Below are 25,178 nucleotides of genomic sequence, written 5' to 3'. Positions count from 1 at the left end.
TGTAGATCCTTTGATCGAGGTATTTGCCGCCGTAGGAGGCATCTTGCATTCACCCTAGTGGAGCCTTCGACAGGCCGAAAATACGGAATCAAGAAGCGTTGGTTTGGCTGTGGCTAATCAGGGAGCACCTGAAAACTAAGGGGGATTGGGTGCGGTGGTTTTCTTGTCAAAGCAAGGCAGACACGGGCATCAGAGGTCTGACTCCAATCCAGAAGCCGGAAGCAGCGTAGAAGCCCCCCTCAAAAGGGGGAGCTTACCTGTCGGCCCGTGAAGCGGTCACCCGTCGCAGATCTTGGTACACCTTGTTTAAAGGGGCTTAATCCACAGCCAATTCGGTGATTTCCCGTCTGAAGGGCAAAGCATCACCGATGTCTTCGCCGTCCAGTTCGCGGGCATAGCGGTGTCCGGCATAGGTCGCCCATGCAATCGGCCCCGGAGCATTGGCATCGCCGATGAGTTCGACCGATTTGATACCGGCATCTGCCCATTCGGCTTCGCGCGCCTTGAGGTCGTTATAAACACCGTTCTCTTCCAGACGCGCCGCGACAACCACAACTGCATCTGCTTCGACGTTTTGCGTTCTGCCGGTGTAGACACAGTTGCTGACCACGTGGTCAGCATGGATTTCGGTGACACCACGGTTCAACTCGATATCAACGCCAGCCTCGACCAGTTTGAGGTGAATTGTAGCTTGTTCCAGTGTGTTATTGGTCCAGTCGCTCACATAGGCTGCTGGTGTGATCAAAGTCACATCCGCGCCCTGTTTAGCCAGAAGTTCAGCCAGCACCCCGCCCATGTAGTAGTGATCGTCATCAAACACGATCACTTTGCCGGACGGGACGGTGCCGTCCATCAGATCATCGGGCGTATAGATTTTGGCGTCGGGCGAAATTGGCATGGGCACGACGTGCTGGCGAGCGACGCCATCTCTGCGCCATTTTGAACCGGTCGCAAGGCAGATGTTTTCAAAGCCAAACTCAAGAATGCTTTCGGCGTCCAACTCGCTGTCGAAATAGGTTTCGACATTGGGTTTCTGGCTGATCTGATACTCGCGATATTCCAGCACCCTGCCCCAGGCGCTCAGGCCCGGCAGTTTGCGTTCCTTTGCAACGCGCCCCCCCAGTTCCGTACCCGCTTCGGCAATCGCCACATCATAGCCCCGCTCGGACAAGGCACGTGCCGCTTCAAGACCGGCAGGCCCTGATCCGACAACCAGCACGTTGTCGCTATTGCCTTTAGTATTCATCCGCTCTGGGTGCCACCCTTTACGCCATTCTTCCATGAAGGTCGGGTTCTGGGTGCAGCGGCTGATCGACATGGTCATGTCGCCGGTGATGCAGATATTGCAGCCAATGCATTCGCGAATGTCTTCAATCCGGCCTTCTTCGATCTTTTTCGGCAGGAAAGGATCAGCGATCGATGGGCGGGCGCAGCCGATCATGTCAAGCAGACCCGATTTTACCTGTTTGGCCATCGTATCAGCCGATGTGAAACGCCCCACGCCAACAACGGGTTTGTCTGTCAATTCATGGATGCCACGCACAAGATCCTGCTGTGCAGCCTCGCCTTTGAACCGTGAGGGACCAGAACAATCCTCCCAAGTGCCTTGGGCCAGATCCCAGAGATCGGGAAGGTCTTTGTTCATCTCGATATAGTCGCGCACCTCGGCGTTGGAAAACCCCAGATCGCCGATGGATTCGTCGAGCGAAATCCGCAGGGCAATCCCCATGGTGTCGCCAACGGCATCCTTGATGTCACTGATCACCTCTTGCGAGAACCGCGCCCGATTTTCAAGGCTGCCGCCATATTCGTCGCTGCGCTGATTGGTGGCGCGGCTCAGAAAGTGTTGAAAAATACCAAACCCGTGGGCGCCATAGAGGTTGATCAGATCAAAACCAGCCTCTTTCGAGCGCAGCGCCGCGTTGACGAACCAGCGGCGCAGGTTCTTGATGTCTGTTTTATCAAGCGCGCGTGCCTGTACAGGGTCATTGGTAAAGGTCCGGATAGGCAGGGCCGATGGCGCCAAGGGCACTTCTTTTGTATAAAGGTTCGGGCCGTTGATCCCGGAATAGGCCAACTGAATCCCTGCCAGGGCACCATAGGTCTTCATCTTTTCCGACATCTTGCGAAGCTGGGGAATGTCTTTGTCTTCCCACAGGCGCAGCTCGATAAACGGCGTGATTTCCGAGGTATGGTGCATCTCGCACTGTTCGGTAAAGATGACACCCCAGCCACCTTCGGCCTTGATCCCGCGCATCTCAGCCGCTGCCGAAGGATCCCGGTAGCCGCCGCCGTTACAGTGCGGCACCTGATAGAACCGGTTTTTGGTCGTTAGGGGACCAATTTTGACCTGTTCAAACAAAATATCATAGCGAGGATCGCGCATCCACCGGCTCCTTCAAAAGCAGATTATTGTGAATGAATACCCTATCAGGGCGTTGGTGACAGTTAAGCTTGTAAAAGCGTTGATTAGCCTGTGCCTAAGCTTCTGTTTAAATTTTCTTCTTTTCGAAGTGTCCTGCTGCCTCGGGAAGGGCAATTGACGAATTCGCCTACCTACTGATAGGTTGATGATCGTAAACAAGACAGGCCGTGCCCGGTCAGAGCAAAACGGGATAGGAAAAAATGGAACTGAACGCAGATTTCAAAAAACGTGTCGTTGTCCATTCGGATCAGATTGACTGGGTCGCGTCCCCTATGCCCGGGGTCGATCGGCGTATGCTGGATCGGCTGGGCGCCGAAGTCGCGCGTGCCACATCCATCGTGCGATACGCCCCCAACAGCAAATTCTCGGCGCACACCCATACGGGTGGCGAGGAATTTATTGTGCTGGAAGGTGTGTTTCAGGACGAACATGGTGACTTTCCCGCAGGCACCTATGTGCGCAATCCTCCGACAAGCGCGCACACGCCCGGATCTGAGGGCGGGTGCACCATTTTCGTCAAGCTCTGGCAGTTTGATCCAGAGGATCGCACGCAGTTCCGCAAATACATGGCCGACGAGTTGAACGCCCCCGTCGACGGCGTTGCCACGGCAGTGTTGCACCGCGACGTCCGCGAAACCGTGACATACAGCCATTTGGATGCTGGCGCTGTGCTGGCAAACACGGATACCGGCGGAATAGAAATGTTGGTCATCGATGGAGAGGTGACACAAGATACGGATACACTGGGCAAAGGGGGGTGGCTGCGTCTTCCCGAGGGGCAAGCATTGTCCATAACCGCAGGGCCAGATGGCGCGAAGGTGTGGATCAAAACCGGTCATCTGCCCTTTGCACAGGCGCCAACTGTCTAATGAAAACCCTGATCATCGGCGGCGGTTTGTCGGGCCTTGCCCTCGCAGAAACCTTGCAGTCCTTCAACCAAAACTATGAGTTTGTCGAAGCGCGAAGCCGGTTTGGCGGTCGTATCAAGACCGAACACCTCGACAGCGGATATTTCGACATGGGGCCTGCCTGGTTTTGGCCCGGACAGCCGCGCATGGCCGCTTTGATCGACAGGCTCGGGTTAGAACAGTTTGACCAGTTTGCCAGCGGCGATCTGATGTATGAAAATGAACGCGGACAGGTGCAGCGCGGGCGGGGGTTTTCATCAATGCAAGGGTCATGGCGGCTCAAAGGCGGGCTTGCGGCTCTGACCGCGGCCCTTGCGGATCGCATCCCCGACGCACGAAAACGGCTGAATTCTGTTGTCACTGCGCTTGAGCGAACAGAAATGGGCATCACCGCAACCTGCCAAAACGGTGAGGTTGTGAGGGCAGATCGAGTGGTTCTGGCCCTACCGCCACGTGTCGCAACGCAAATCAGGTTCACGCCGCCCCTGCCCCAACCAGCGGTGCAAACGATGCAGAGCATTGCCACCTGGATGGCAGGACAAGCCAAGGCGCTTGCCGTGTATGACACCCCTTTCTGGCGCAACGCCGGTCTGTCTGGCGATGCACAAAGCCGGATTGGGCCTATGGTTGAAATTCATGATGCGTCGCCTGCAACGGGCGGGCCTTATGCATTGTTCGGGTTTATCGGAATTCCGCCCGGCGCCCGCGAAGATCAAGAGGTCTTACGCGATCAAGTTCAGGCTCAATTAACCCGCCTGTTCGGGCCTGACGCCGTAACGCCAAGGCAAATCTATATCAAAGACTGGGCAAGCGACCCGCACACATCGATCGAGGCCGACAAAGCCCCCCTTTATGCACATCCAACCTATGGGTTGCCGCAAGCGTTGAGCACCCTCTGGGACGGGCAACTGGTGTTGTCCGGTACAGAAGTGGCATCAGAGTTTGGTGGCTATCTCGAAGGTGCTTTGGAAGCTGCGGAAAGCGCCCTGCAGATGCTGATGGCTGAAAAGAGGTAAATGCAATGCCAGCCGATACGAAAACCGCTCTGTTGAACTCTGCTGAACGGGCCGCGCGCGCGCGTGGTTTCGACGGCTTTAGCTATGCCGATCTTGCAACAGATGTCGGCATCCGCAAAGCCAGCATCCACCATCACTTTCCGTCAAAGGCAAACCTGTCTGTCGCACTCATGCGCAGGTATGCCGAAGCCTTTGAAACGGAGATTCTGAGGATCCACGAGGAAAAGACCAGCGGCGGTGCGCGCCTGCTGGCCTTGATCGATATCTATAGAGAGGCCTTGGAGAACGGGAAAAGCCTGTGCCTGTGTGTGTCTTTTTCCTCAAGTCCCGAAAGCCTTCCGCCCGAAGTCATCGCGCAAATCAGACAGTTTCGCGCCATGCTGATTGGTTGGCTCACCAAGACATTCGAAGCGGGTCAAACGGATGGCAGCATTGCCGGCGTAGCGCACCCTGAACTAGAGAGTGCGGCTGCTCTTGCCGTGCTGGAAGGAGCACAGCTTGCTGCGCGTGCAGAAGAAGATGTCGTCCTGTTTGATATGGCGCTCAAACTCTTGAAGGGGCGCCTCTCGGGGTGACCGGTCCTGCCGGACGGGCCGCCCCTGCTGCCTTATCCAGATTCCGCCTCGATCAAGTGGAACAGATCAATCTGGCGATCCAGACCGCGAACATCGTGTGTACCGCATGGTTCAAAACACTCAGGGGTTTCCTGCGCGATTGCCTTGGTGGCCAGCAGGCGGTGGCCGAGGGATTTGGTCAATCCTTCGATCCGGCTGGCGACGTTGACCGCCCCACCCAGCACCGTGAAATCCAGCCTGCCGGGACTGCCAATATTGCCATAGCTGACCTGGCCCGAATTGAGACCGATGCCAATTTCAAGCGGGGTAAGATGCGCCTTTGACCGGTCCAGGTTCAATACGGCCAGGTCTGCCAGAATTTTCTGCGCGGCCAAAACGGACTGGCGACACTGATGCGTCCGCTCATCGGGGGAAGCGATTGGAAATATGGACAAAATACCGTCCCCCATAAACTTGAGCACATCGCCCTGCATTTCCTCGACCGCCTGAACAACAACATCGAAATAGCCGTTCAGGGCACCAAAGAGGTCTTCTTCCTTTGCGGTGTCGGAAAGCGCGGTAAAGCCACGCAGGTCGGAAAACATCACCACGGCTTCCAGCGAGGTTCGTTCGCCACGCCTGATCGACCCGTCCCAAACAGCCCGAGAGGGTCCGGCCCCGAGATACGTTCTCAACAGGCTTTGAGACGACTTGCGCATGGTGATGGGTTCCATCGCGGCCGATAAGGCGGGCAATGCCGCTTCGATCATCTTCACATGTTCCGGCAGAAATCCCGCATCGGACTGCGTGACAAACGTACATCCGTGCAGAGACCCATCCCCGTAATACATCAGGGTCGCATAGTAATCCGTGCCGCCCATCTCTGCGAATTCGATGTAGGAAAGGTGGTCACTCTCCGGATCAAGCCCACGCAGGCTTTTGTGAAGGGGTGCCCTATGGATCATCAGGTGTTCGAACGAACTTCCGACATAGCCATCGGTCAGCATCCGCTCGTGGGTCACGTCATAGCTTTCGGTGCCGTCAGGTGTCCAAACGACCCCCCACGCGATGAGCAACGGATTGGCAAAACGCTGGCCGATATTCACGCGCCAAAACGGAACACCAGCCTCAATGAGGGAAGAACAAAAATGCGACACCACTTTCACCGGATCCCCCGAGCGACGCCCCTCGGTGATCATCCAGTGCGTGAGTTTATCAATGGCATCCATGAAAGCAGGTTAGGCTTGGCTTGCCAAATGTGCAAAGCACAAAACCACGCCCCTCTTGGTACCCTCGACAGTTAACCCAACACGTCTCTATTCGGTGGCATGTGCGAACTGTCGTGGTGACACCCCGGTCCAGCGCTTGAAGGCCGTGGAAAAACCGGCGGTGTCTGCGTAATCCAGAAGAAACGCCACTTCGGTGACACTGATCCCGGATTTCAGGTAGGTCTTGCCAAGATCAAGCCGCAGGTCATCCACAATACTGCGAAAAGTCAGACCCTCGTCTTTCAATCTGCGGGCCATTGTGCGCGGGCTCATACCAATGTCAGATGCCACTTCCTCGGCCGGGACAAGCCTGTCAGGAAGGCCACTGACAAGTATCCCCTCGACACGTGCGCGCAGGCTCGGGTTCTGGTTCGGCTGGTCCGCGACCAGACGTTCCCCATATGCGATAAGGTGGTCTCGAAGCGCGGGCTCATAGGTTGGCACAGGAATATCCAGCGCCGAAAGCGGCAGGATCATCTCAAGCTTTTCTGCTCCAAACATAACCGGACACCCCGCCATTTTGCGGATGTCGGCCTCTCGCCCTCCGACAAGGTGATCAAACCGCATCTCCAAGGGATAGAACCCCGTTTGTGTGAGTTCACGCAAATAGGACAAAGCGCCGAACATCAGCATTTCCCGATGCCGGTGAAACTTTGACAGCTGGGCATCAATCGCGGAAAGCTCGAAAGACGCCGCATTTCCCGACACGGTCAGTAGATAATCATAGGCGGGAAAAACGGCCCCGTTGATGCGCCGCGCGTTCCTGATCGCCATCTCGAGAGACCGCGAATACTTGGCGACATATCCCACCAAAGTTGTCGAATGGCGAAAGTTCAAACCGGCTTTGATACCAAACAACGAATCTTTCAGAACATCGCAGGCGACCCTGATAAATTGTGCTTCGTCCACCGCCTCGATTGGGTTTTCGGGATTCCGGATGCCGATCACCTTGAGCACGTCCTGCACGGTTTGATCATCAGACCGCTGTCGCAATTGTTCCATGAGAAACCGCAAGCGAAAACTGTCTACGTTCATGACTCACCTGTCCTAGTTGGTTTCCCGCAGTCCGGCGCCGGCGTCGGGTCGAGGCGGCCCAATCGGAACACCAAGAGCATAAAACGCCATATTCACCTGTTTCGAAAGCAAAACTTGGCTGGTTTTCAATAAAGGCTGACGTGAAAAACCAAACATGGGCGGCCAGTTCCCCGTATCTCATGGTCAAGTTAACCAAGGCGGATCATCGGTTCGAACGGCAGACGAGACCAATGTGAGAGCCGCACCAAACGCGGCTTCGAAAGCGTCATCTGCCCCCAATCCTCGAGATCCTGACATGATCGAACCAATTCCAGCCGCCTTGTATCCCGCGAATAATTAACCAAATATTAACCAAACTGTGAGTGATCCCATGATCCGTCTGATTTCCCTCTTGCTGGCCTTGTCTTCTCCTGCATTTGCTGCCGAGCCCCCGACCCTGTCTGGCCGGGCCAGTGTCATTGATGGCGATACAATTGATCTGCACGGCACGCGTATCCGCCTGCATGGCATTGATGCGCCCGAGAGCGGCCAGAGGTGTCAGGACGCCAAAAGCAAAAGCTGGCGGTGCGGGCAAAAGGCGGCTTGGGCTCTTGATCACGCGATAGACCGGCAAAGAGTCACCTGCAGAATTACCGGCAAAGACCGGTATGACCGCCTGATTGGCACCTGTTCTGTCGGGGATACCGATCTCAATGGATGGATGGTTCAAAACGGTTGGGCCGTCGCCTATCGCAAGTATTCAAACGACTACACCGCGCATGAACGCTATGCACAGAATGCCGAACTGGGGCTCTGGCAGGGCAGTTTTGTGCGTCCCGACAAATGGAGAAATGGGGCGCGGCTTGAGGCGCATACGCCTGTGCGCGCCGCACCGCAAAGCGGTAACTGCAACATCAAGGGCAACATCAGCTCCAAAGGCGCACGCATTTACCACATGCCCGGAACCAAATGGTACAGCCGCACAAAAATCAGCGAACGCTACGGCGAACGTTGGTTCTGTTCAGAAGCCGATGCACGTAACGCCGGATGGCGTCGCGCACGCTGACAACATGAGACGACGAACATCTGCATTCCCTCGGCTTGATTGGCTAGGGCCAGCCGGAACGTGCTGTCGCGCTCGGGTAAACAGAAAAGCCCGCCAAGTATCATGGCGGGCTCCTTAGCGTTTATTGAACAGTCTATGCCATCAGATCAAAGACATCTCCGCCGATCTGCAGGTTGATCGATGACTGACCACCGCCATCCACAAGCGCCCACATGATCTGTCCTGTGGGACGGTAGATAACGAACGCTTCTTCGACGTCGTCATCCCCCGATCGTTCTCCGGCGGCCGTGGCCGTATGGGTTGTGTTGACCTGAAACTGGCTGATCGAGGCAGAGGCGTTGCCAAAGTGCAGAACATCGCCATCCGCCGCGTTGTAATCCTGAATCCAGTCTGACCCGTGATCGAAGATCCCGATGTGGAAGAACCGGTCGCCGCCAGCGCCCCCGTTCAACAGATCATGCCCGAAGCCGCCGTTCACAAAGTCATCTCCGGCGCTGCCAAAGATCTGGTCGGCAAAGGCAGACCCCGTCAGGGTGTCGTTGCCGGTGCCCCCGATCACCGTATCGGCGCCAAAGCCCCCCGCGATGGTGTCATTGCCCGCATCACCGCGCAGCTCGTCATTACCATAACCACCGTCAATGCTGTCATGTCCGCCGCCACCATAGACCACGTCGCGCAGATCGGCATCGGTATCGCCGCCGACGATCATGTCGTCACCTTCTCCACCAATCAACGTGTCGACGCCATCGCCGCCAAAGATGCTGTCATCACCGTCTTGCCCGTTCAGGCGGTCAGGCCCAGCCAGACCTTCCAATGTGTCATCTCCGACGCCGCCATCCAACCTGTCAGCCCCCAAGGTCCCGATCAGATGCAGGCCTGAGCCCATAACCGGATCAGTTGCGGCACTTGTCACGGCCTCGGCTGTGCCTTGACCGTCCGTGTAAGCGACCCTGACCGATATGGCGGCATCTGCGTCTTCCGCGCCAAGAATATAGCTGTCAGACGTGGCTCCGGTGGTGTCCGCGCCGTCCCGCAACCATTGATAGGAGAACGCTCCCAGCCCATCGGGATCAGACAGACCTGATGTATCCACAGACAAGGTTTCCCCCTGTGTCGCATCACCGGTAATCACAGGCGCGCCTTCCACGGGGTCATTCACGTTGGCGATGTCTGTAGTGGCAATGCTGGTGACCGTTTCCGGTGTGCCCGAGCCGTCAACATAGCTGACACGCACCGAGATCGCGGTGCCGACATCTTCTTGCCCAAGACCATAAGAGTCGCCGGTCGCGCCAGTGATATCCGCGCCGTCCCGCAACCATTGATAGGAGAACGCTCCCAGCCCATCAAGATCAGACAGACCTGATGTATCCACAGACAAGGTTTCCCCCTGTGTCGCATCACCGGTAATCACAGGCGCGCCTTCCACGGGGTCATTCACGTTGGCGATGTCTGTAGTGGCAATGCTGGTGACCGTTTCCGGTGTGCCCGAGCCGTCAACATAGCTGACACGCACCGAGAGCGCGGTGCCGACATCTTCCTGTCCAAGACCATAAGAGTCGCCGGTCGCGCCCGTGATGTCCGCGCCATCGCGCAACCATTGATAGGACAATGGACCCAACCCATCGGGATCAGACAGACCTGATGTGTCCACCGAAAGGGTTTCCCCTTGTGTCGCATCGCCGGTAATCACAGGCGCGCCTTCCACGGGGTCATTCACGTTCGCGATGTACGCCGTAGCACTGCTGGTGACCGTTTCCGGTGTGCCTGCCCCGTCAACAAAGCTGACCCGCACCGAGATTGCGGTGCCGACATCTTCCTGTCCAAGACCATAAGAGTCGCCGGTCGCACCCGTGATGTCCGCGCCATCCCGCAACCATTGATAGGACAATGGGCCCAGACCGTCTGCATCGTCGAGCGTTGATGAGTCTGCGATCAGGGTTTGCCCCTGTTCCGGCGTGCCCGTAACAACGACCTCACCTGTTGGCGCCTGGCCCGCATATGCCAGAAGTTCTGCGTTTGTCAGCGACATATCGGTGAAATCGAAGAACTCGACATTCCGCGAAACAGTATCGCGCCCAGCGCTGGTGTTGATGTAAAAATGAGAGCCATCCATCGAAACGCTTGAGATCGCCGTGCTTGCGATTGAACAGACCATGCGATCGGTGCCTGCCCCGCCATCAACCGTATCGTCGCCTGCACCGGACAAGATGGTATCGTTGCCCGCACCGGCGGCAATACTGTCATCGCCGTCGCCGGTTCTGATGGTGTCACTTCCGCCAGCGTCATCAACGTAGACAAAGCTTTCGATCCCGTAGAACCAGGTATTGTGCCCACCCGGACCGTCATACAACCCGCTGTACCCATCAGTGGCGTTGCCTGACCAATAGCTCGTGCTGATGGCCCCTTGGGCGTTTGTCAGGACCAGCTGATCCGATCCGGCCCCACCATGGATTTCGTCAGTGTTTCCCATCCACATGGTGATCAGGTCGTCACCACTGCCAGTGTTCACATAGTCCCCGAATGCGCTGTCGGTGTGGCCCGTGACGCTGTCGTTGCCGCTTCCGGTGGTGATGTTGAAGCCTTCCATATTCTGGACCGAGCCACCGCCCGTCAGCATGGAGGTTTCATTCAGGTTTACGTCGACCAGAGCATCCGCGCTGCGATCTGCCAGCCAGAAGTCGGTCCCTGCCCCGCCGTCGACGGTATCGTCGCCAGCGTTCGAATTGACCGTGTCATTGCCGCCGGCACTTGCAATGCTGTCATCGCCAGCGCCGGTTCGAAGGTTGTCGTTCTCTCCTGCCTCGTCGGTATAGGTGAAATGCTCAATTCCATAGAACCATGTATTGGCAGCCCCCGGACCATCGAACAAACCGCTGTAGCCGTCCGTAGCATTTCCTGACCAGTAGCTGGTGTTGGTGGCGCCTTGGGCATTGGTCAAGACCAGCCGGTCCGACCCGCCTTGGCCGCGAATCTCGTCCGTGCCCCCCATCCACATACGGATCAGGTCATCCCCGTCACCACCATAGACAAAGTCATTGGACGAGTTGGCCTCAAAGCCGGTGATGCTGTCATTGCCGGCACCTGCGGTTATGTTGAACCCTTCCATGTTGCGGACAGAACCGCCCCCTGTGAGGTCCGAGACCACGTTCAGGTCCACGTCTACAACGTCATCGGCACTGCGATCCGCATGCCAGTAATCGGTTCCGGCGCCGCCGTCCACCGTATCGTGTCCACCGCCGGAATGAATGATGTCATTGCCGCCAGCAGTTGTGACGCTGTCGTTCCCGTCCCCTGTGCGGATATTGTCATTTTCATCGATTGTGCCGGTATAGGTGAAATGGTTGATGCCATAGAACCAGGTGTTGTTCCCAGCCGGACCATCAAGCAAGCCGTTATAGCCCCCATGATCGGCGTCCAAGGCCCAATAACTGGTCGTGGTTGCGCCGACTTCATTGGTCACCACCAACCGGTCGTCCCCCGGTCCGCCGTATATTTGGTTGTCTCCGCCCGTCCACATGGTGATGAGGTCATCACCCTCGCCGCCAGCGACACGGTCATTCAATGCGCCTTCCCGGTGGCCGGTGATGCGGTCATCACCATCACCCGTCGTCAGATTAAAGCCTTCCATATTGCGAACGGTGCCGTTGCCTTCAAAGTCCGAAACCTCGTTCAGGTCGACGTCAACCATCGCGTGACCGGACAAATCCGCGATCCAGTAATCGGTGCCCGCGCCTCCGTCTAGCGTATCGTCACCACCAGCAGAATTCAGGGTATCGTTTCCGTCTCCCGCAAGAACGCTATCGTTGCCATAACCGGTGCGTACCCTGTCATTTTCACCCGCCAGATCGGTATAGGTGAAGTGGTCAATGCCATAGAACCACATGTTATCGCCACCCGGACCATCAAACAGGCCATTATAGCCGCCATTGCCCGTGTCCACGGTCCAATAGCTTGTGTTGATCGCCCCGGAGTCATTGATCACGACCAAACGGTCTTCTCCGGCACCGCCGTGAATTTCGTCCGTGTTGCCCACCCACATGGTGATCAGGTCGTCACCCGCGCCACTGTAAACCCGATCCGTCAGGACGCTGTCGACATGTCCGGTGATACTATCGTTGCCAGCGCCGGTGGTCAGATGGAAACCTTCCATATTCTGCACCGATCCGCCGCCTTCAAGTGTCGAAGGTTCGTTGAGGTTTACATTGACCAATGCATGACCAGATAGATCTGCCTGCCAGTAGTCTGTGCCCTCCCCGCCATCAAGCGTGTCGACGCCACCGCCTGAATTGATCGTATCGTTGCCCAACGCCGTTGAAATGCTGTCATTGCCATCGCCCGTGCGGATGACGTCGGCGCCCCCTGCCTCGTCGGTGTAGGTGAAATTCTCAATTCCATAGAACCAGGTATTCGCCCCGCCGGGGCCATCAAACAGACCGCTGTAGCCTTGGGTCAGGTCACCAGACCAATAGCTGGTCGAGACAGGCCCAAGCGCATTCGTTAGCACAAGCCTGTCATTCCCCAAGCCACCATGGATTTCGTCCGTGCCACCGCTCCACATGGTGATCAGATCATTCCCGTCGCCAGTGGACACCCAATCGTGCAACGTGCTGTTGATAAAACCGGTCACGTTGTCATTGCCCGAGCCTGTGGTCAGATGAAACCCTTCCATGTTGCGCACCGAACCACCGCCGGTCAGTGTGCTCACACCGTTGAGATCGATAGAAACCGTGGCATCGGCCGAGCGGTCCGCATTCCAGTAGTCCACGCCTGATCCGCCATCAATCGTATCATGGCCACCGCCGGAACTCAGCGTGTCGTTGCCCGCCCCTGACATCAACGAGTCGTTTCCGTCGCCGGAGCGGATATTGTCGTTGCCCGCTACGGACGTCAGGAAGGTCAGGTGCTCCATGCCGCTATACCAAGCGTTGTTGCTACCGCTTCCATCAAAAAGCCCCGAATACCCACCGGGCAGACCGCCCGAGAAATAGCCCGTCGTAACGCCGGTGTTCGGGATCGTATAGGAATAGGTCAACCGATCATTGCTTCCGCCGCCATGAATCGTGTTGTCGTCATCGTCTGTGTAGACGTTGGTCACAAAATAATCAGCCATAGATATCTCTCCTCTTCCCTCAATTTTATTTGGGAATTGGCGTCACAGCATTGATATGCCTCAACCGAGACATCTTAATATTGATATATAATAGTAGGTTTGCGTGAAACGCATAAAATAGTGCTATTTTGCACGGGAAACCTGCAAAACTGGCGTTTTGGCACTGGTACGAAATGGGTGGCAGAAGGCCGAGACACGTCAAAAGATCACGGGAACGGCGACGGCGCCCTGCCTCAGCAGACCATCGTCATTACCCCGTTTGAGTGTAAACTTTCGCCTCGAAAAGAAACGTTGCCAGCGCCTGTTCAACCTTTGATGCGACCTCTTGATCTGCTGGGCCCAGCGCGACCTCGACCACCATCCCACGTGCCCCGCCTTCTTTGACGTCCACCTTGGCAGTCCCCGCCCCCAAGACGGTTTGGACAAGGTCCGAAACCATCAGTCTGGCCGCATCACATCGCAGGCCGGGTTTGTAAATCTTGCCAACAGAGGTCAGGGGCACGGTCTCGATCACATGAATCTGCTTGGGCCACGCGGGGCGTTCGTCAATGTGCGATTGCGCATGCTGCATCAAATCTTCGATGCTGGCTTCTGCACCTTCGTGCAGCTCAACAAAACAGATGGGAAGCTCTCCGGCATAGGCATCGGGCATGCCAACCGCCGCCGCAACAGCCACTGCGGGATGGGCGCTCAAGGCGTTCTCAATCATGGCCGGATCAATGTTGTGACCGCTTCGAATGATAAGGTCTTTGGACCGTCCTGCCACGTAAAGACGCCCCGCGGCATCCTTGTACCCAAGATCACCCGAATTCAGCAGGCCATTCTCAAAGACGCCTGCGTTGTGCGCGGGATTGCGGTATCCCGGAGAGATATGATCGCCCTTGATCGCGATCACACCGATATCTCCGGGTTTGCAGGGATCTCCCAGACGACCATCCTGTGTCAGGGTCAAAACATCGACCTGCGTATAGGGCAAGGCCCAGCCAACGGAGCCAACGCCACCCGGCCCGCTCAACGGATCGATGCTGATCAATCCCGAGGCCTCGGTCATGCCCAGAATTTCGTAAAGATTGCGCCCTGTCACCTCCTTGAACCGATCCCTGACCGCGGGTGGCAGAAGCGCCGCCCCCGTCAGGCCCGCGCGCAATGCACTCAGGTCGCAGTCATCGGCAGGGGTTTGCAACACGGCTCCAATCGCGGTCGGCACGCCTCCTACCAAGGTTGCCTTGTATTGGTCGACAAGACGCCAAAAGCTCTCGACGATCACAGGGTTGCGCAAGCCGCCCGGTGTCATCACCAGCAATTCAACCCCTGCCATAAACGCACTTAGCCCCGCGACGATTGTGCCCGCGACATGAAACAGGGGCAAAGTCGCCGTGAGAGTATCGTCAGGCGTGTACCCACACATTGCCGCGCCCCCAAACGCCGCGACAAGCTGGCTTCGGTGGGTGTGTGCGACAAGTTTTGGAACACCCGTTGTCCCGCCTGTGTGGAAATAAGCAGCAACATCATCGCCGCTGCGCGCATCTCCAAAGGACAGTCTGTCCTGAGGGTACTGGGGCAATGTGGTTCCGAAATCCACAACACCGTCCTCTGCCGGTGTTCCGGGAGGAGAAACGCGAACCAGTATCAAGCCGGGCACCTGATCCCTTATGTGCATTGCTTTTTCCCAGATATCCAGTTGAGGATGGGGCCCAAGCGCCACGAGGATCTTTGCCCCCGAGGCACGGATCAGCTCTGTGATACTGTCCGGCTGAAGCAGGAAATTGATTGGCACTGCAGTGCCTGCCGTCTCTGCCCCCCACAAGGTTACATAGGTTTCGACAAGCGACGGCAGCATATAGGCCACCCCCGGAACCGGCCCGCCAAGCGCCGTAAACATGTTTGCGGCACCTTGGATCATGCCAAGAAGCGCACTGTAAGACACGCGCCTTGGTTCCTCGTCCGCGGCTCCGGTCATCAGCATGGTAATCGCCGTTGCATCGGGGTGTTTTACCGCGCTCGCGACAAACACGTCCAGAATACTGCGCTCTGGAAGGCGTTGTTCCAGCGTGAGCTCGGTCTCGAATGTCTGAAGATCGTCAAAGGTGCGAATTGGGTCTGCGCTAAAAACGGCCATGATGTGTCCCCCCGGATACTGACAGGGGTCAGCCTTGCCCGAAGAGGATCACAAAGCAACCCTGCGCCACACCGTGTCTGTGGTTGCCCCACACGCCTTGTCCGGTCCCTGTCGTGAAATGACGGAACGAAACAATCCTGATCCAGCGGGTTTCAGTTGCTTGGTATTTGCTTTTCGGGCTTCCATCTTTTTCGACCGCTCCGACACGCTCCAAGCCCCCATGAAAGGTGCCTAAATGAACCTCGACCAAGCCATTCAACAGCGCCGCTCAATCCGTGGGTTTACGGATCAGCCGGTTTCCAGAGACCTTTTGGAAGAGATTATCGCGCTGGCAAATCGCGCCCCATCGTCGATGAATACGCAACCCTGGCACCTGCATGTGCTGACGGGCGAGCCGCTGGAACGTGTGCGCAAAGGGAATACCGAAAAAATGCTCGGGGGTGTCCCGCCCAGCCGCGAGATCGAAGATTATGCTGCGTATGAAGGGCCGCACCGCGAACGCCAGATCGAAATCGCCATTCAGCTGTTCGAAGCGATGGGCATCGAACGTCACGACGCAGAGAAACGCCAGGACTGGGTCATGCGCGGGTTTCGCCAGTTTGATGCGCCGGTTTCGGTTGTTGTGTGTTTCGACCGCTCGCTTTTGGACAATACCATCGCCCATTTCGACACAGGTGCGATGACCTATGGTCTGGTACTTGCGGCATGGAGCCGTGGTCTTGGGGCCGTTATCAACGGTCAAGGCATCATGCAAAGCCCCGTTGTGCGTGAAGTGGCCAACATTCCCGAAGATCAGGTTATCTTGACCTGTGTTGCACTTGGCTGGCCGGATGAAGACTTTGCAGCAAATTCGGTGGTGTCGCGCAGACGCCCCGAAAGCAATACAACGCGCTTTCTAGGGTTCGATAACGCCTCTTCCTGAGGTTAGCGCGCATCCAGAATGTGAGACCAGACCCAGTCCACCGCGTCGCTGTGTTTCGGGTTCTGAAGCCTGAGCGCGTGTATTTCAGAAACAACCCTGTAGCGCTCGGGGGCAAGTTCAACCAGCTTGCCCTCATTCACCCAGAAACCTGCAAAGTGCACCGGGATCAGACCAACATGTGACCCTGCCAATGTCAGGTAGGTGGTCGACTCGATATTGCCTTGTGAAATCTCGGAGTTCTCTTCCAGCAAGCGGATATCCAGCGTCTCATCCATTGGGTTGCTCAGAAAACTGTGCGCCGAGATTTTGCTGTTTTGCACCAGCCCCTCAAGCGCATCAGGATCTTCTGTTCGGCTACACGCGTGTTGCGGACTGCAAAAAAGCCCGCTCGGCTCGTCGTACAAGTGTTTAGCCTCGACATCGCTCGGGGCTTTTTCGTTCACCCCCATGCCGACCAGAGCGATATCAAGCCGACCGGAGCGCAGTTCTGTGATGCAATCGAGATAGTCATAGACCCCGATCCGGACTTTCAGGTTGTCAAAGTACTGGTCCGCTTTCGAGATCGTCGCAGAAAGCGGGTTCTGCGTATCTGTCACCATGCAATCCACCACCCCGATCCGAAGCAGCATTTCCGGCGTGCGTCCAATTTCATTCAGCCGGTTGGCATAGGAATCCAAATGATTGAGCAGTTGGTTTGTCTCGGCCAAAACCTGTTCGCCCTGCGGTGTCAGAGAGAACCCCTGACGCCCCCGATTACACAATCGCACACTCAGGCGTTGTTCGAGGTTGGCGATATGGGAACTGATGGCGGGTTGGCTGATTCCCAGCTCGGCCTGCGCTTTGACAAAGCCCCCTGCCTCGACCACTGCCTTGAAAACGCGCAGCAATCGCAAATCGATATCGGTCAAACGCATCTTGTTCCCCAGTCATGATCTGCCTGAAAGCAAAGCAAAAAAAACGATACATGTCGACTGGCTTATACTTGTATCAACAGATTGATATGGTTCCGTCAGGGGTGGCTATCTAAGGTCGAGGCAATTCAATTCGTCGCGCCTGGATTTAAGGCGTGGCACATGCCTTTCACTCAGGGAGCCTTACCGATGAGCTTGCGTAAAACTTTCACCCTCGTTGCCAGCTGTGCTGCGCTGACCGGCAGCGGTGTCTTTGCCGAAGAAATCACAGTCAGTGCATGGGGCGGCTTTTTTGAGGAAACCCTCAAAGAAGTCATCTACCCCGGTTTCACAGAGGAAACCGGCATCACCGTTCGCTCGATTGCACAACCGGCAGATCAGGCCTGGTTGACGCAATTGACCAACGCCGCACGTGCCAAGAAGGCCCCAGCGGACCTGTCACTTGTTGCCGACGAAGTTTTCGTTCGCGGACAATCCATCAATTTGTGGGCAAACCTGAACGCCGACAATATTCCCAACACACAAACACTTTTGGACGGATTCACCAAAACAAGTGATAACGGCAACCTGAATGCCGTCGGCGCCCTATCGTGGTTTACGACATTTGTGACCAATACCGATACCGTGGCAGAGGCACCGACATCTTGGGCCGATCTGTGGACCCGTGATTGGGATGGGAAACTTGGCCTGACCTCGAATGCCAACAGCGGCCTGATGGAAGCAACCGCGCTCACGTTCTTTGGCAGCTATGACGTGATGGAAACCCGCGAAGGTCTGGAAAAGGTGATCGCCAAGATTGCCGAACTCAAACCGCAGGTCCAGCTTTGGTATCGCGATGAGGGACAGTTCCAACAAAGCCTTGAAGCCGGAGAGCTGGTTGGTGGCCTTTACTATCACGATGTTACAATGTTGTCGGCCATGGACGGCCTGCCGGTTGTTTCGACTTTCCCACGAGAAGGCGGCATTCTGGGGGATGCTTACTGGATCGTGCCACGCGACTCTAAAAACATCGAAGCCGCCGAGAAGTTCATCAACTATATGATCCGTCCGGACGTGCAGGCAGAAATGGCCCGCAACCTTGGCGTTGCGCCCGTCGCAAAACGCGACGCGATGGATCTGACCGATGAAGAATTCGCATCGGTCGGAAGCTCGGGCACGCCCATTCGCAGCCAGACCCACATTCACCTGCGCGAAGGGGACTGGTTGTCGGATAAGTATCTCGAGATGATCTCCCAGTAACACACCCTCTTGTCGGGTTGGTGCACAGACGCCGACCCGACACACAAAAAGGCACAGTGCAATGGCGCGGCTTTCGCTCAAGAACATCCAGAAGACTTTTGGCAACTTTCAGGCCCTTGAGGATGTGAATCTGGACATCGCCTCGGGCGAGTTCATTTGCCTGCTCGGCGGCTCTGGCTGTGGCAAGACAACCTTGCTGCGCATCATCGCCGGTCTGGAGGATCAAACCTCTGGCGAAATGTTGCTGGAAGGTGCCGACCTTACGAAGGTGCATTGTCACAAACGCAATGTTGGCATGGTCTTTCAAAGTCTTGCGTTGTTTCCGCATCTCAATGTTGGTCAGAACATCGCCTACGGGCTGGACGTGCGCGGCGTTGCCAAAAATACGCGACTGGCCCGTGCCCGGGATCTGCTCGAGGTGGTCGGGTTGACCGGATTGTTCGAGCGCCCTGTTTCGGCCCTTTCGGGCGGCCAGCGCCAGCGCGTGGCCATTGCCCGCGCGCTGGCGATTGAGCCAACCCTGTTCCTGATGGACGAACCTTTTAGTGCGCTGGATGCGGGTCTGCGTGAACACCTGCAGATCGAGGTCAAAAAGTTGCAGCGCAAACTGGGTGTCACAACGATCTTTGTCACCCATGACCAGAACGAAGCCATGTCGATCGCGGATCGCATCGTGATCCTGAACGAAGGCCGTATCGAACAGGCCGGATCACCGACCGAAGTCTACGCCCGCCCGCAAACACGGTTCGTTGCAGACTTTATGGGAACCAACAACATTTTCAGCCCCGAGTTTTCACAAGGCGGCCCCGTGATGCTGGACGGTGTTGATCTGGGATCGCCACAGGGCGACCTTGCGGCTTTGTCGGGCAAGTACACCATCGCGGTACGCCCCGAATATGTACGCCTGAAACCCGTGTCAGCCGATGAATCCGGTCTCATCGGAACGGTCGATTTTGTCAGGCATTTGGGGGCATCTGTCGAGACGGAACTGAGTGTCGGAGAGCGCACATTCATTCACACAATGGTATCTGATCGCGCACCCGACTTTCAGGTTGGAGATCGCGCGGAAATCCAGTTTGACCTCAGCCATGCCTGGGTCATCCTGTCATGAAGCGTTCACTTGTCCCATATCTCATCGGGCTGTTTCCTCTGGCCATGATGGTGGTGTTCTTTCTGGCACCGCTGGCTTTCATGATCGTGGTCAGCTTTTACGAACGTGACCCGTTGGGGTTCTACAAGGTGTCGTTTGTCTGGGACAACTATGCCAAGTTTTTCTCGTCGTTTTACTATACGATCTCGATGCGGTCCCTCTGGTCGGCGTCGCTGGGCGCGCTTGTCGTGGTCCTGCTGGCCTTTCCGGCCATGTATATCATCGTGGACATGCATCGCCGGTGGCAGCTGTTCTGGGTCATCCTTTTGCTGTCTTTGATGTGCCTCAGCGAAGTGATTATCGGCTTTGCCTGGCTCATCCTGTTTTCTGAAAGCTCGGGCATCCCCAAGTTCCTTGGCTGGGTCGGGCTGTGGGAAAACCCGCGGTCGCTTTCGCCCAGTTTCGGTGCCATGCTGATTGGTTTCATCACGTTGGGGTTCTCGCTGGTGGCGCTGATGTTCTATCCGCAGATGGCACAGCGTGACCGAAGTATCGAAGAGGCCGCTTTGACATTGGGCACCCCGCCTGCACGGGTCTTTTACAAGGTCGTATTGCCGAATTTCACGCCCGCCATCGTGTCTTCTGTTGCGACGATGTTTGTCTATTTCCTCGGGGTGTTCGTGATGCCCACGATGCTTGGCCGGCCGCAAGACTGGAACATGACCGTCATCATCACGGACAAAGCCGTGGGTGACGCCAACATGCCGCTTGGTGCCGCGCTTTCGGTCATCATGCTGCTCTTCACCCTTCTGATCATTGGGGGCCTGATGCTGGCCTCTCGCAAAAGGGAGGCTTCGTCATGAGCGCTTTCCTGAAACGTCTTTTTGTAACGGCCATCGCCGTTGGGCTGATCCTGCCCTTCCTGATTGTGGCCGGTGTGTCCATCAGCGCCGAGAGCAATATCTCGTTTCCGCCAAAAGAGTTTTCGGCGCGTTGGTATACCGAGCTTTTGACCCAAAAAGACTGGTTGATCCCGATCCGGAATTCTTTGGTGATTGCAGCCTTTGCCGGTTTGCTGTCCGTGACGATCGCACTTGCCGCCAACTATGTTCTGTGGCGCCTTAAATCGGGGTTTGGCAAGCTGGTCTTTGCCTTGGGTGTCGGCCCTTTCATGTTGCCGCCGATCATTATCGCTATGGGCGCAAGTGTCTTTTGGGCCGAGATGGGCTGGTATGGCCGCGCCGAGGCTACAGTGATCTCGCACGGGGTGTTCTTTGTGACCCTGCCCCTGGTCATCATTGCGCGCGGGTTCGCCGCGTTGTCGGATGATGTGATCGAAGCCTCACGCACAATGGGCGCAACACCGTGGCAGACATTCGCAAAGGTGATCTTCCCGCTGGTTCTGCCCTACATCATCACGGGTTATGCTCTGGTCGCCATCATCAGCGTGAATGAATACCTGATCTCTTATATGGTATCCGGCTTTGCCGTTGAGACCCTGCCGATCCGCATCTTTAACAACGTGCGATACGGCTATACGCCGGTCGTGGCCTCGGCCGCGATGGGCTTTGCCATTCTGACCATCGGCGTGCTGCTTTTGCTGTCGATGATCACCGACCTTCTGAAACTTCTCGGGGCATCGCGCGACTAAGCCGCGTCCCGCATTGATACAGGACTGAACCCATGAAAACGCTGTCTCGGCAAGATCTGGAAGACATTCTTTATGGCGCGGCGATCCTCGGAACCGGGGGTGGGGGCGAGTTGTCCGAAGGCTTTGCCATGATCGATGATGCGCTTTCAAAGGGCAAAGAGTTCCGCATGGTTGATCTGGACGAAGCCCCGCAGGATGCGTTGGTTTGCACGCCCTATATGCTTGGGGCGATTTCGGCTTTGCCCGAAGAAGAAGAACGCCTTTACGATCGCTTGCCGCGGTCCGATGTGTCTTCCATACTTGCCGCCTACGCGCGTTTTGAGGAATATCTCGGGCGCTCCTTTTACGGCACTATCTCTTGTGAACTGGGCGGATCAAACACGGCCACGGCCTTTTATGCGGCAGCAATGGCAGGGGCCTATATCATTGATGCCGATCCGGCGGGCCGTGCGGTTCCCGAAATCACCCATTCGACCTATTACATCCATGGTTTGCCCGCGGCCCCGATTGTCATGGCCAACGAATTTGGCGAAGCCATCATATGCGAGAATGTTTTGGACGACGCGCGGGCCGAGCATATCGTACGTGCGCTTTCCATGGTCAGCCGTAACGACATTGCAGCCATCGACCACGCATTGGAAATCCGCGAGATCCGGCACGCAGTCATTCCCGGCGCGATCTCCTTTGCTCTGGAAATGGGCCAGGTCTGGCGTGAAACACGCGCCAAAGGCGGTGACATCGCACAGGCCATTGCCGATCAAGGCGCGGGCCTTGTCGCCTTTCGGGGAAGTGTCAGCGCCTGTGATTGGGAAACCAGAGACGGGTTTACATACGGAAACATCGAAATTGCCGGATCAGGGTCGTTTGAAAGCGACACATATAAAATCTGGCTCAAGAACGAGAATATGACCGGAAGGTTAAACGGCGAAATCCATGCCACAATTCCCGATATGATCTGCCTGATCGACACGGAAACCGGCGCGCCAGTTACCAACCCGAACTACTATACCGGCCAAAGCGTTGCGGTGGTGGTATTGCCTGCACCCAAACCCTTTACGACGGAAAAAGGCCTTTTGGCATTTGGTCCCTCGTATGCGGGAATTGATCAACCCTATCGGCCAGCGGTTTCATGAGGGCAGAAGCGCCAGCCAGATCCCTGCATACAGCGCGGCACCGCCCATAATGACCCAAGTGTGCCAGATCGCATATCGATAGGGGATCGTCTTGCGCGCATAGAATGTCGTGCCAAGAACATAACACACGGCCCCCCCCCCGATGCACCACAGGCTGGATGACGGAATAGTCCCCATCTCGGAAAAGGCGCTCAACCCGATGGCGCCCAGCCCAAGATACGAGGCCGTTGACCAGCGTGTTTTGACCGTTTCGTGGGTTACTTTGTGCCAAATCGCAGCAAGCGTCAGCCCCCAGCACACACAAAGCAACGTGATGGTCCACGTCGTATTTGCCTGAACAAAGAAGGGCGTGAACGTACCGGTGATGCTCAGGTAAATCGCGGCGTGATCCATACGACGAAGCAATTTGCGGCGACTGTGCCACGGCAAAAAGTGATAGGCGCAGGACGCAAGGTTGGAGAGCAACGCGCAAAGAACATAAATCACAACCGCGAGCGTTAGCCCTGTGTCGAGGCGAGCAACGGATTTTGTGATCAACACGGCCCCTGCCGTCAGGATCAACGTCAGCCCGACAATATGCACGACCTGATCAGCGCGACGATGAGACAGTTCAGAACTTGGGTAGTTTGGTGTGGTCATTGCAGCTCGGTCAAAAGGCAACCTTGGTCTAGGCGCTCGTTTTTTCCATGTCCAGTGTGCCGGAACGTCAGGCAGCGCGTGCTGCGCATACACCTTTGGACAACAAGACCGAGTGCAACGGCGCAATGACGGGTGGGTGGCGCAATGTGTGCGGTTGCGCCACCCATCAATTTATTGACTAAGGGGACACCTAAGTCATGGAATTAAACCCGATCATATTCCCTTCGGTATCTTGGCAGAGAAGAACCCAGCCAAACTCGCCAATCGAGAATTTGGGTCTGATGACGGTGCCGCCCGCCTCTTGCGCGCGCTGTTGTTGCACGGCGCAGTCTTCGACCATGAAATACACAATGGTGCCACCGACGCCGGGACCCGCGTGTGGGGTTTTGGTCAAAGCACCACCTGCACCATAGGCGCTCATCTCGGCTGGAAAGCTCATCATCTGGGACTCGCCGGTTGGGTCAATGATCGGGTCTAGTTTGGTCTCGAGCATCGCCTCGTAGAAGGCGACGGCGCGGTCCATGTTATCAACGTAGATATCGAACCATCCAACCGCATTCATTTTTGTCATTTGTCTTTTCTTTCAATTGTTATTTTCAGCGCTCTGATCCGCGCCACCATCGTTTCGGTCCGCATTATTCCGTTGTTTCAACCGTGTTTTCGAGATGCCAGATCTTCGAGACGATCTGCCATCCATCTGCCCCCAGAACAAACCCAAGGTGATCCACAAAGATGCTTTGGTGTGCCCGAATTCGAATTTTCACTGTCGCACTGATCGGGGACAGAAAGTCGATCAACAAAACCTCGGCCTCCAGAGGCTGGCCAGTGCTGGCCGGTGACACGCGCCCCGCGACGTCCCGGCTAAAGCTGTCAATCGGTTCGACAAAAACGGTGCCGTTGTCAGCGTCGAACAGGCTCGACTGAGGGTGAAAAACGGCGTTCAGCTTTTCCGTGTCACAAAAATGAATGGCGTCAAAATAGGTATCGATTGCGGCGAGAAGGTCTGTTTGAAAAGTCATGATCCGGTTTCCGTTTTGTTTTGATGATCCAGTCTTGCCACCAACGCACAGATCGCGATACTGGCTTAATTGACAACATTCGGTCGGATTCTGCCAACATGACAAAATTTGCCTCTTTTCCTGAAAAACACCCACTTGTTTGCGCGATTGCCTATGACGGATTGTGCACGTTTGAATTTGGGATCTCTGTCGAGCTTTTTGCCCTGCCGCGTCCGGAGTTTGAGAATTGGTACAGGTTTGCAACCGTAAAGGCGGAGCCCGGCCCCATTCGCGCGGTTGGTGGTATCACATTGGACGCGGAAGAAAATCTCGGCATGCTGCAAGACGCCAGCCTGATCATCGTTCCAGGGTGGCGTGGCGCCGATACACCGGTTCCCGAAGAGCTTTGTTCGGCATTGCGGGCGGCATATGACAGGGGCGCGCGCATTGCTTCAATCTGTTCGGGGGTCTTTGTTTTGGCGGCGGCCGGGCTTTTGAACGGGAAAAGTGCAACAACCCATTGGCGGTACACAGACCTGCTTGCCGAACGCTTTCCCGAAATTGATGTCGATCCGGACGTCCTGTTTGTGGAAGGTGACCGTGTCTATACCTCGGCGGGGTCTGCAGCGGGGCTTGATCTCGGCCTGCATATCATCCGACAGGATTTTGGCGCGCAAGTTGCCGCCTCTGTGGCGCGCCGGTTGGTTCTGCCGGCCCAGCGGGATGGAGGCCAACGGCAGTTTGTGCCGCGACCGGAACCCAAAACCCGCGCAGGTTCGGGCCTCGCGGCCCTTCAGGACCGCATTCGCGCCTCGCTTGACGAGGACTGGCCGGTTGAACGCATGGCCAGCGCCGCCGCGACAAGCGGGCGGACTTTGGCACGACGGTTTCACGAGGAATCCGGAACAACCCCGCTGAACTGGCTCAAGACAGAACGTGTGTCGCGCGCTGCCGAGCTGCTAGAGAACGGTACCACACCTTTATCGGACATTTGGGAAGTCTGCGGGTTCGGATCTGCGGAAACCTTTCGTCGGGATTTTCGCAAAACGATGGGCGTCCCCCCTATCAGATACCGCGAGCGTCTGGGGGCGCCTCATGAGCCTTGATGATAAGGC

The 25,178-nt window shown here is 56.5% G+C and carries 20 protein-coding genes; 11 read left to right on the top strand and 9 right to left on the bottom strand.

Annotated elements, in window-relative coordinates:
• Positions 1-316: 316 nt before the first annotated feature.
• Positions 317-2,386 carry an oxidoreductase gene (locus PH7735_RS04170; RefSeq protein ID WP_058310038.1) on the bottom strand — a complete coding sequence of 690 codons (2,070 nt, stop codon included), beginning with the start codon at positions 2,384-2,386 and terminating at the stop codon, positions 317-319.
• Positions 2,387-2,625: 239 nt separating this feature from the next.
• On the opposite strand from PH7735_RS04170, the gene PH7735_RS04165 reads away from it, so the two are divergent.
• The 3 genes from PH7735_RS04165 to PH7735_RS04155 are packed head-to-tail and all read left to right on the top strand — an operon-like array spanning position 2,626 to position 4,924.
• Entirely contained in the window at positions 2,626-3,294 is a 669-nt protein-coding gene (locus tag PH7735_RS04165) for a cupin domain-containing protein (RefSeq protein WP_058310037.1), read from the top strand.
• The gene (locus PH7735_RS04160; RefSeq protein WP_058310036.1) at positions 3,294-4,349 is read left to right on the top strand and encodes a flavin monoamine oxidase family protein; all 1,056 of its coding nucleotides are present in this window, start codon (positions 3,294-3,296) and stop codon (positions 4,347-4,349) included. Before PH7735_RS04165 ends, PH7735_RS04160 begins: the two co-directional genes overlap by 1 nt.
• Before the next feature lie 5 nt (positions 4,350-4,354).
• Positions 4,355-4,924, top strand: a complete 570-nt coding sequence (locus PH7735_RS04155) for a TetR/AcrR family transcriptional regulator (RefSeq protein ID WP_058310035.1) — start codon at positions 4,355-4,357, stop codon at positions 4,922-4,924.
• Positions 4,925-4,956: 32 nt separating this feature from the next.
• On the opposite strand, the gene PH7735_RS04150 is transcribed toward PH7735_RS04155, so the two are convergent.
• Together PH7735_RS04150 and PH7735_RS04145 are read right to left on the bottom strand one after the other, a co-directional pair.
• Positions 4,957-6,132, bottom strand: coding sequence for an adenylate/guanylate cyclase domain-containing protein (locus PH7735_RS04150; protein ID WP_058310034.1), 1,176 nt, complete (start codon positions 6,130-6,132; stop codon positions 4,957-4,959).
• An 87-nt stretch (positions 6,133-6,219) separates the two neighbouring features.
• On the bottom strand, positions 6,220-7,206 hold the full coding sequence (locus PH7735_RS04145) for a helix-turn-helix transcriptional regulator (RefSeq protein ID WP_058310033.1): 987 nt from the start codon (positions 7,204-7,206) through the stop codon (positions 6,220-6,222).
• A gap of 370 nt (positions 7,207-7,576) precedes the next feature.
• On the opposite strand from PH7735_RS04145, the gene PH7735_RS04140 reads away from it, so the two are divergent.
• Complete coding sequence (locus PH7735_RS04140) at positions 7,577-8,251, top strand: thermonuclease family protein (RefSeq protein WP_058310032.1); 675 nt, start codon at positions 7,577-7,579, stop codon at positions 8,249-8,251.
• A 133-nt stretch (positions 8,252-8,384) separates the two neighbouring features.
• Here PH7735_RS04140 and PH7735_RS20500 read toward each other — a convergent pair whose 3' ends face one another.
• Both PH7735_RS20500 and PH7735_RS04130 read right to left on the bottom strand, forming a co-directional pair.
• Complete coding sequence (locus tag PH7735_RS20500; protein ID WP_058310031.1) at positions 8,385-13,361, bottom strand: beta strand repeat-containing protein; 4,977 nt, start codon at positions 13,359-13,361, stop codon at positions 8,385-8,387.
• 250 nt (positions 13,362-13,611) lie between these two features.
• Entirely contained in the window at positions 13,612-15,480 is a 1,869-nt protein-coding gene (locus PH7735_RS04130) for an AMP-binding protein (RefSeq protein ID WP_058310030.1), read from the bottom strand.
• 235 nt (positions 15,481-15,715) lie between these two features.
• Here PH7735_RS04130 and PH7735_RS04120 point away from each other — a divergent pair, with 235 nt between their 5' ends.
• Entirely contained in the window at positions 15,716-16,402 is a 687-nt protein-coding gene (locus PH7735_RS04120; protein ID WP_058310028.1) for a nitroreductase, read from the top strand.
• A gap of 2 nt (positions 16,403-16,404) precedes the next feature.
• Here PH7735_RS04120 and PH7735_RS04115 read toward each other — a convergent pair whose 3' ends face one another.
• Positions 16,405-17,316 carry a LysR family transcriptional regulator gene (locus PH7735_RS04115; protein ID WP_058310027.1) on the bottom strand — a complete coding sequence of 304 codons (912 nt, stop codon included), beginning with the start codon at positions 17,314-17,316 and terminating at the stop codon, positions 16,405-16,407.
• A gap of 186 nt (positions 17,317-17,502) precedes the next feature.
• Between PH7735_RS04115 and PH7735_RS04110 the strand changes: the two genes are divergently transcribed.
• The 5 genes from PH7735_RS04110 to PH7735_RS04090 all read left to right on the top strand — a co-directional run bounded on the left by PH7735_RS04110 (position 17,503) and on the right by PH7735_RS04090 (position 22,426).
• Positions 17,503-18,552 carry an ABC transporter substrate-binding protein gene (locus PH7735_RS04110; RefSeq protein WP_058310026.1) on the top strand — a complete coding sequence of 350 codons (1,050 nt, stop codon included), beginning with the start codon at positions 17,503-17,505 and terminating at the stop codon, positions 18,550-18,552.
• 61 nt (positions 18,553-18,613) lie between these two features.
• Positions 18,614-19,663: an ABC transporter ATP-binding protein gene (locus PH7735_RS04105; RefSeq protein ID WP_058310025.1), complete on the top strand. Its 1,050-nt coding sequence runs from the start codon at positions 18,614-18,616 to the stop codon at positions 19,661-19,663.
• On the top strand, positions 19,660-20,505 hold the full coding sequence (locus PH7735_RS04100) for an ABC transporter permease (RefSeq protein WP_058310024.1): 846 nt from the start codon (positions 19,660-19,662) through the stop codon (positions 20,503-20,505). Before PH7735_RS04105 ends, PH7735_RS04100 begins: the two co-directional genes overlap by 4 nt.
• Positions 20,502-21,293: an ABC transporter permease gene (locus PH7735_RS04095; protein ID WP_058310023.1), complete on the top strand. Its 792-nt coding sequence runs from the start codon at positions 20,502-20,504 to the stop codon at positions 21,291-21,293. The genes PH7735_RS04100 and PH7735_RS04095 overlap by 4 nt, the downstream gene beginning before the upstream one ends.
• Positions 21,294-21,325: 32 nt before the next feature.
• Positions 21,326-22,426 (top strand): S-methyl thiohydantoin desulfurase family protein, encoded by a 1,101-nt coding sequence (locus PH7735_RS04090; RefSeq protein WP_058310022.1) that lies wholly within the window; start codon positions 21,326-21,328, stop codon positions 22,424-22,426.
• Here PH7735_RS04090 and trhA read toward each other — a convergent pair.
• From trhA to PH7735_RS04075, 3 genes are all read right to left on the bottom strand, one after another.
• A complete protein-coding gene (gene trhA / locus PH7735_RS04085) occupies positions 22,421-23,065 on the bottom strand; it encodes a PAQR family membrane homeostasis protein TrhA (RefSeq protein ID WP_058310021.1) in 645 nt (214 codons plus the stop codon). The genes PH7735_RS04090 and trhA overlap by 6 nt on opposite strands.
• Before the next feature lie 190 nt (positions 23,066-23,255).
• Positions 23,256-23,636 (bottom strand): VOC family protein, encoded by a 381-nt coding sequence (locus PH7735_RS04080; RefSeq protein ID WP_058310020.1) that lies wholly within the window; start codon positions 23,634-23,636, stop codon positions 23,256-23,258.
• A 64-nt stretch (positions 23,637-23,700) separates the two neighbouring features.
• The gene (locus tag PH7735_RS04075; RefSeq protein ID WP_058310019.1) at positions 23,701-24,084 is read right to left on the bottom strand and encodes a nuclear transport factor 2 family protein; all 384 of its coding nucleotides are present in this window, start codon (positions 24,082-24,084) and stop codon (positions 23,701-23,703) included.
• Positions 24,085-24,182: 98 nt separating this feature from the next.
• On the opposite strand from PH7735_RS04075, the gene ftrA reads away from it, so the two are divergent.
• Positions 24,183-25,169 (top strand): transcriptional regulator FtrA, encoded by a 987-nt coding sequence (ftrA, locus tag PH7735_RS04070; RefSeq protein WP_082645188.1) that lies wholly within the window; start codon positions 24,183-24,185, stop codon positions 25,167-25,169.
• Positions 25,170-25,178 lie beyond the last annotated feature (9 nt).

Origin of the sequence: Shimia thalassica, assembly GCF_001458215.1 — a bacterium.
Taxonomy (GTDB): Bacteria; Pseudomonadota; Alphaproteobacteria; order Rhodobacterales; family Rhodobacteraceae; genus Shimia; species Shimia thalassica.
The sequence above is the reverse complement of the archived record's forward strand: the minus strand, read 5'-3'. Positions and strand labels throughout refer to the sequence as shown.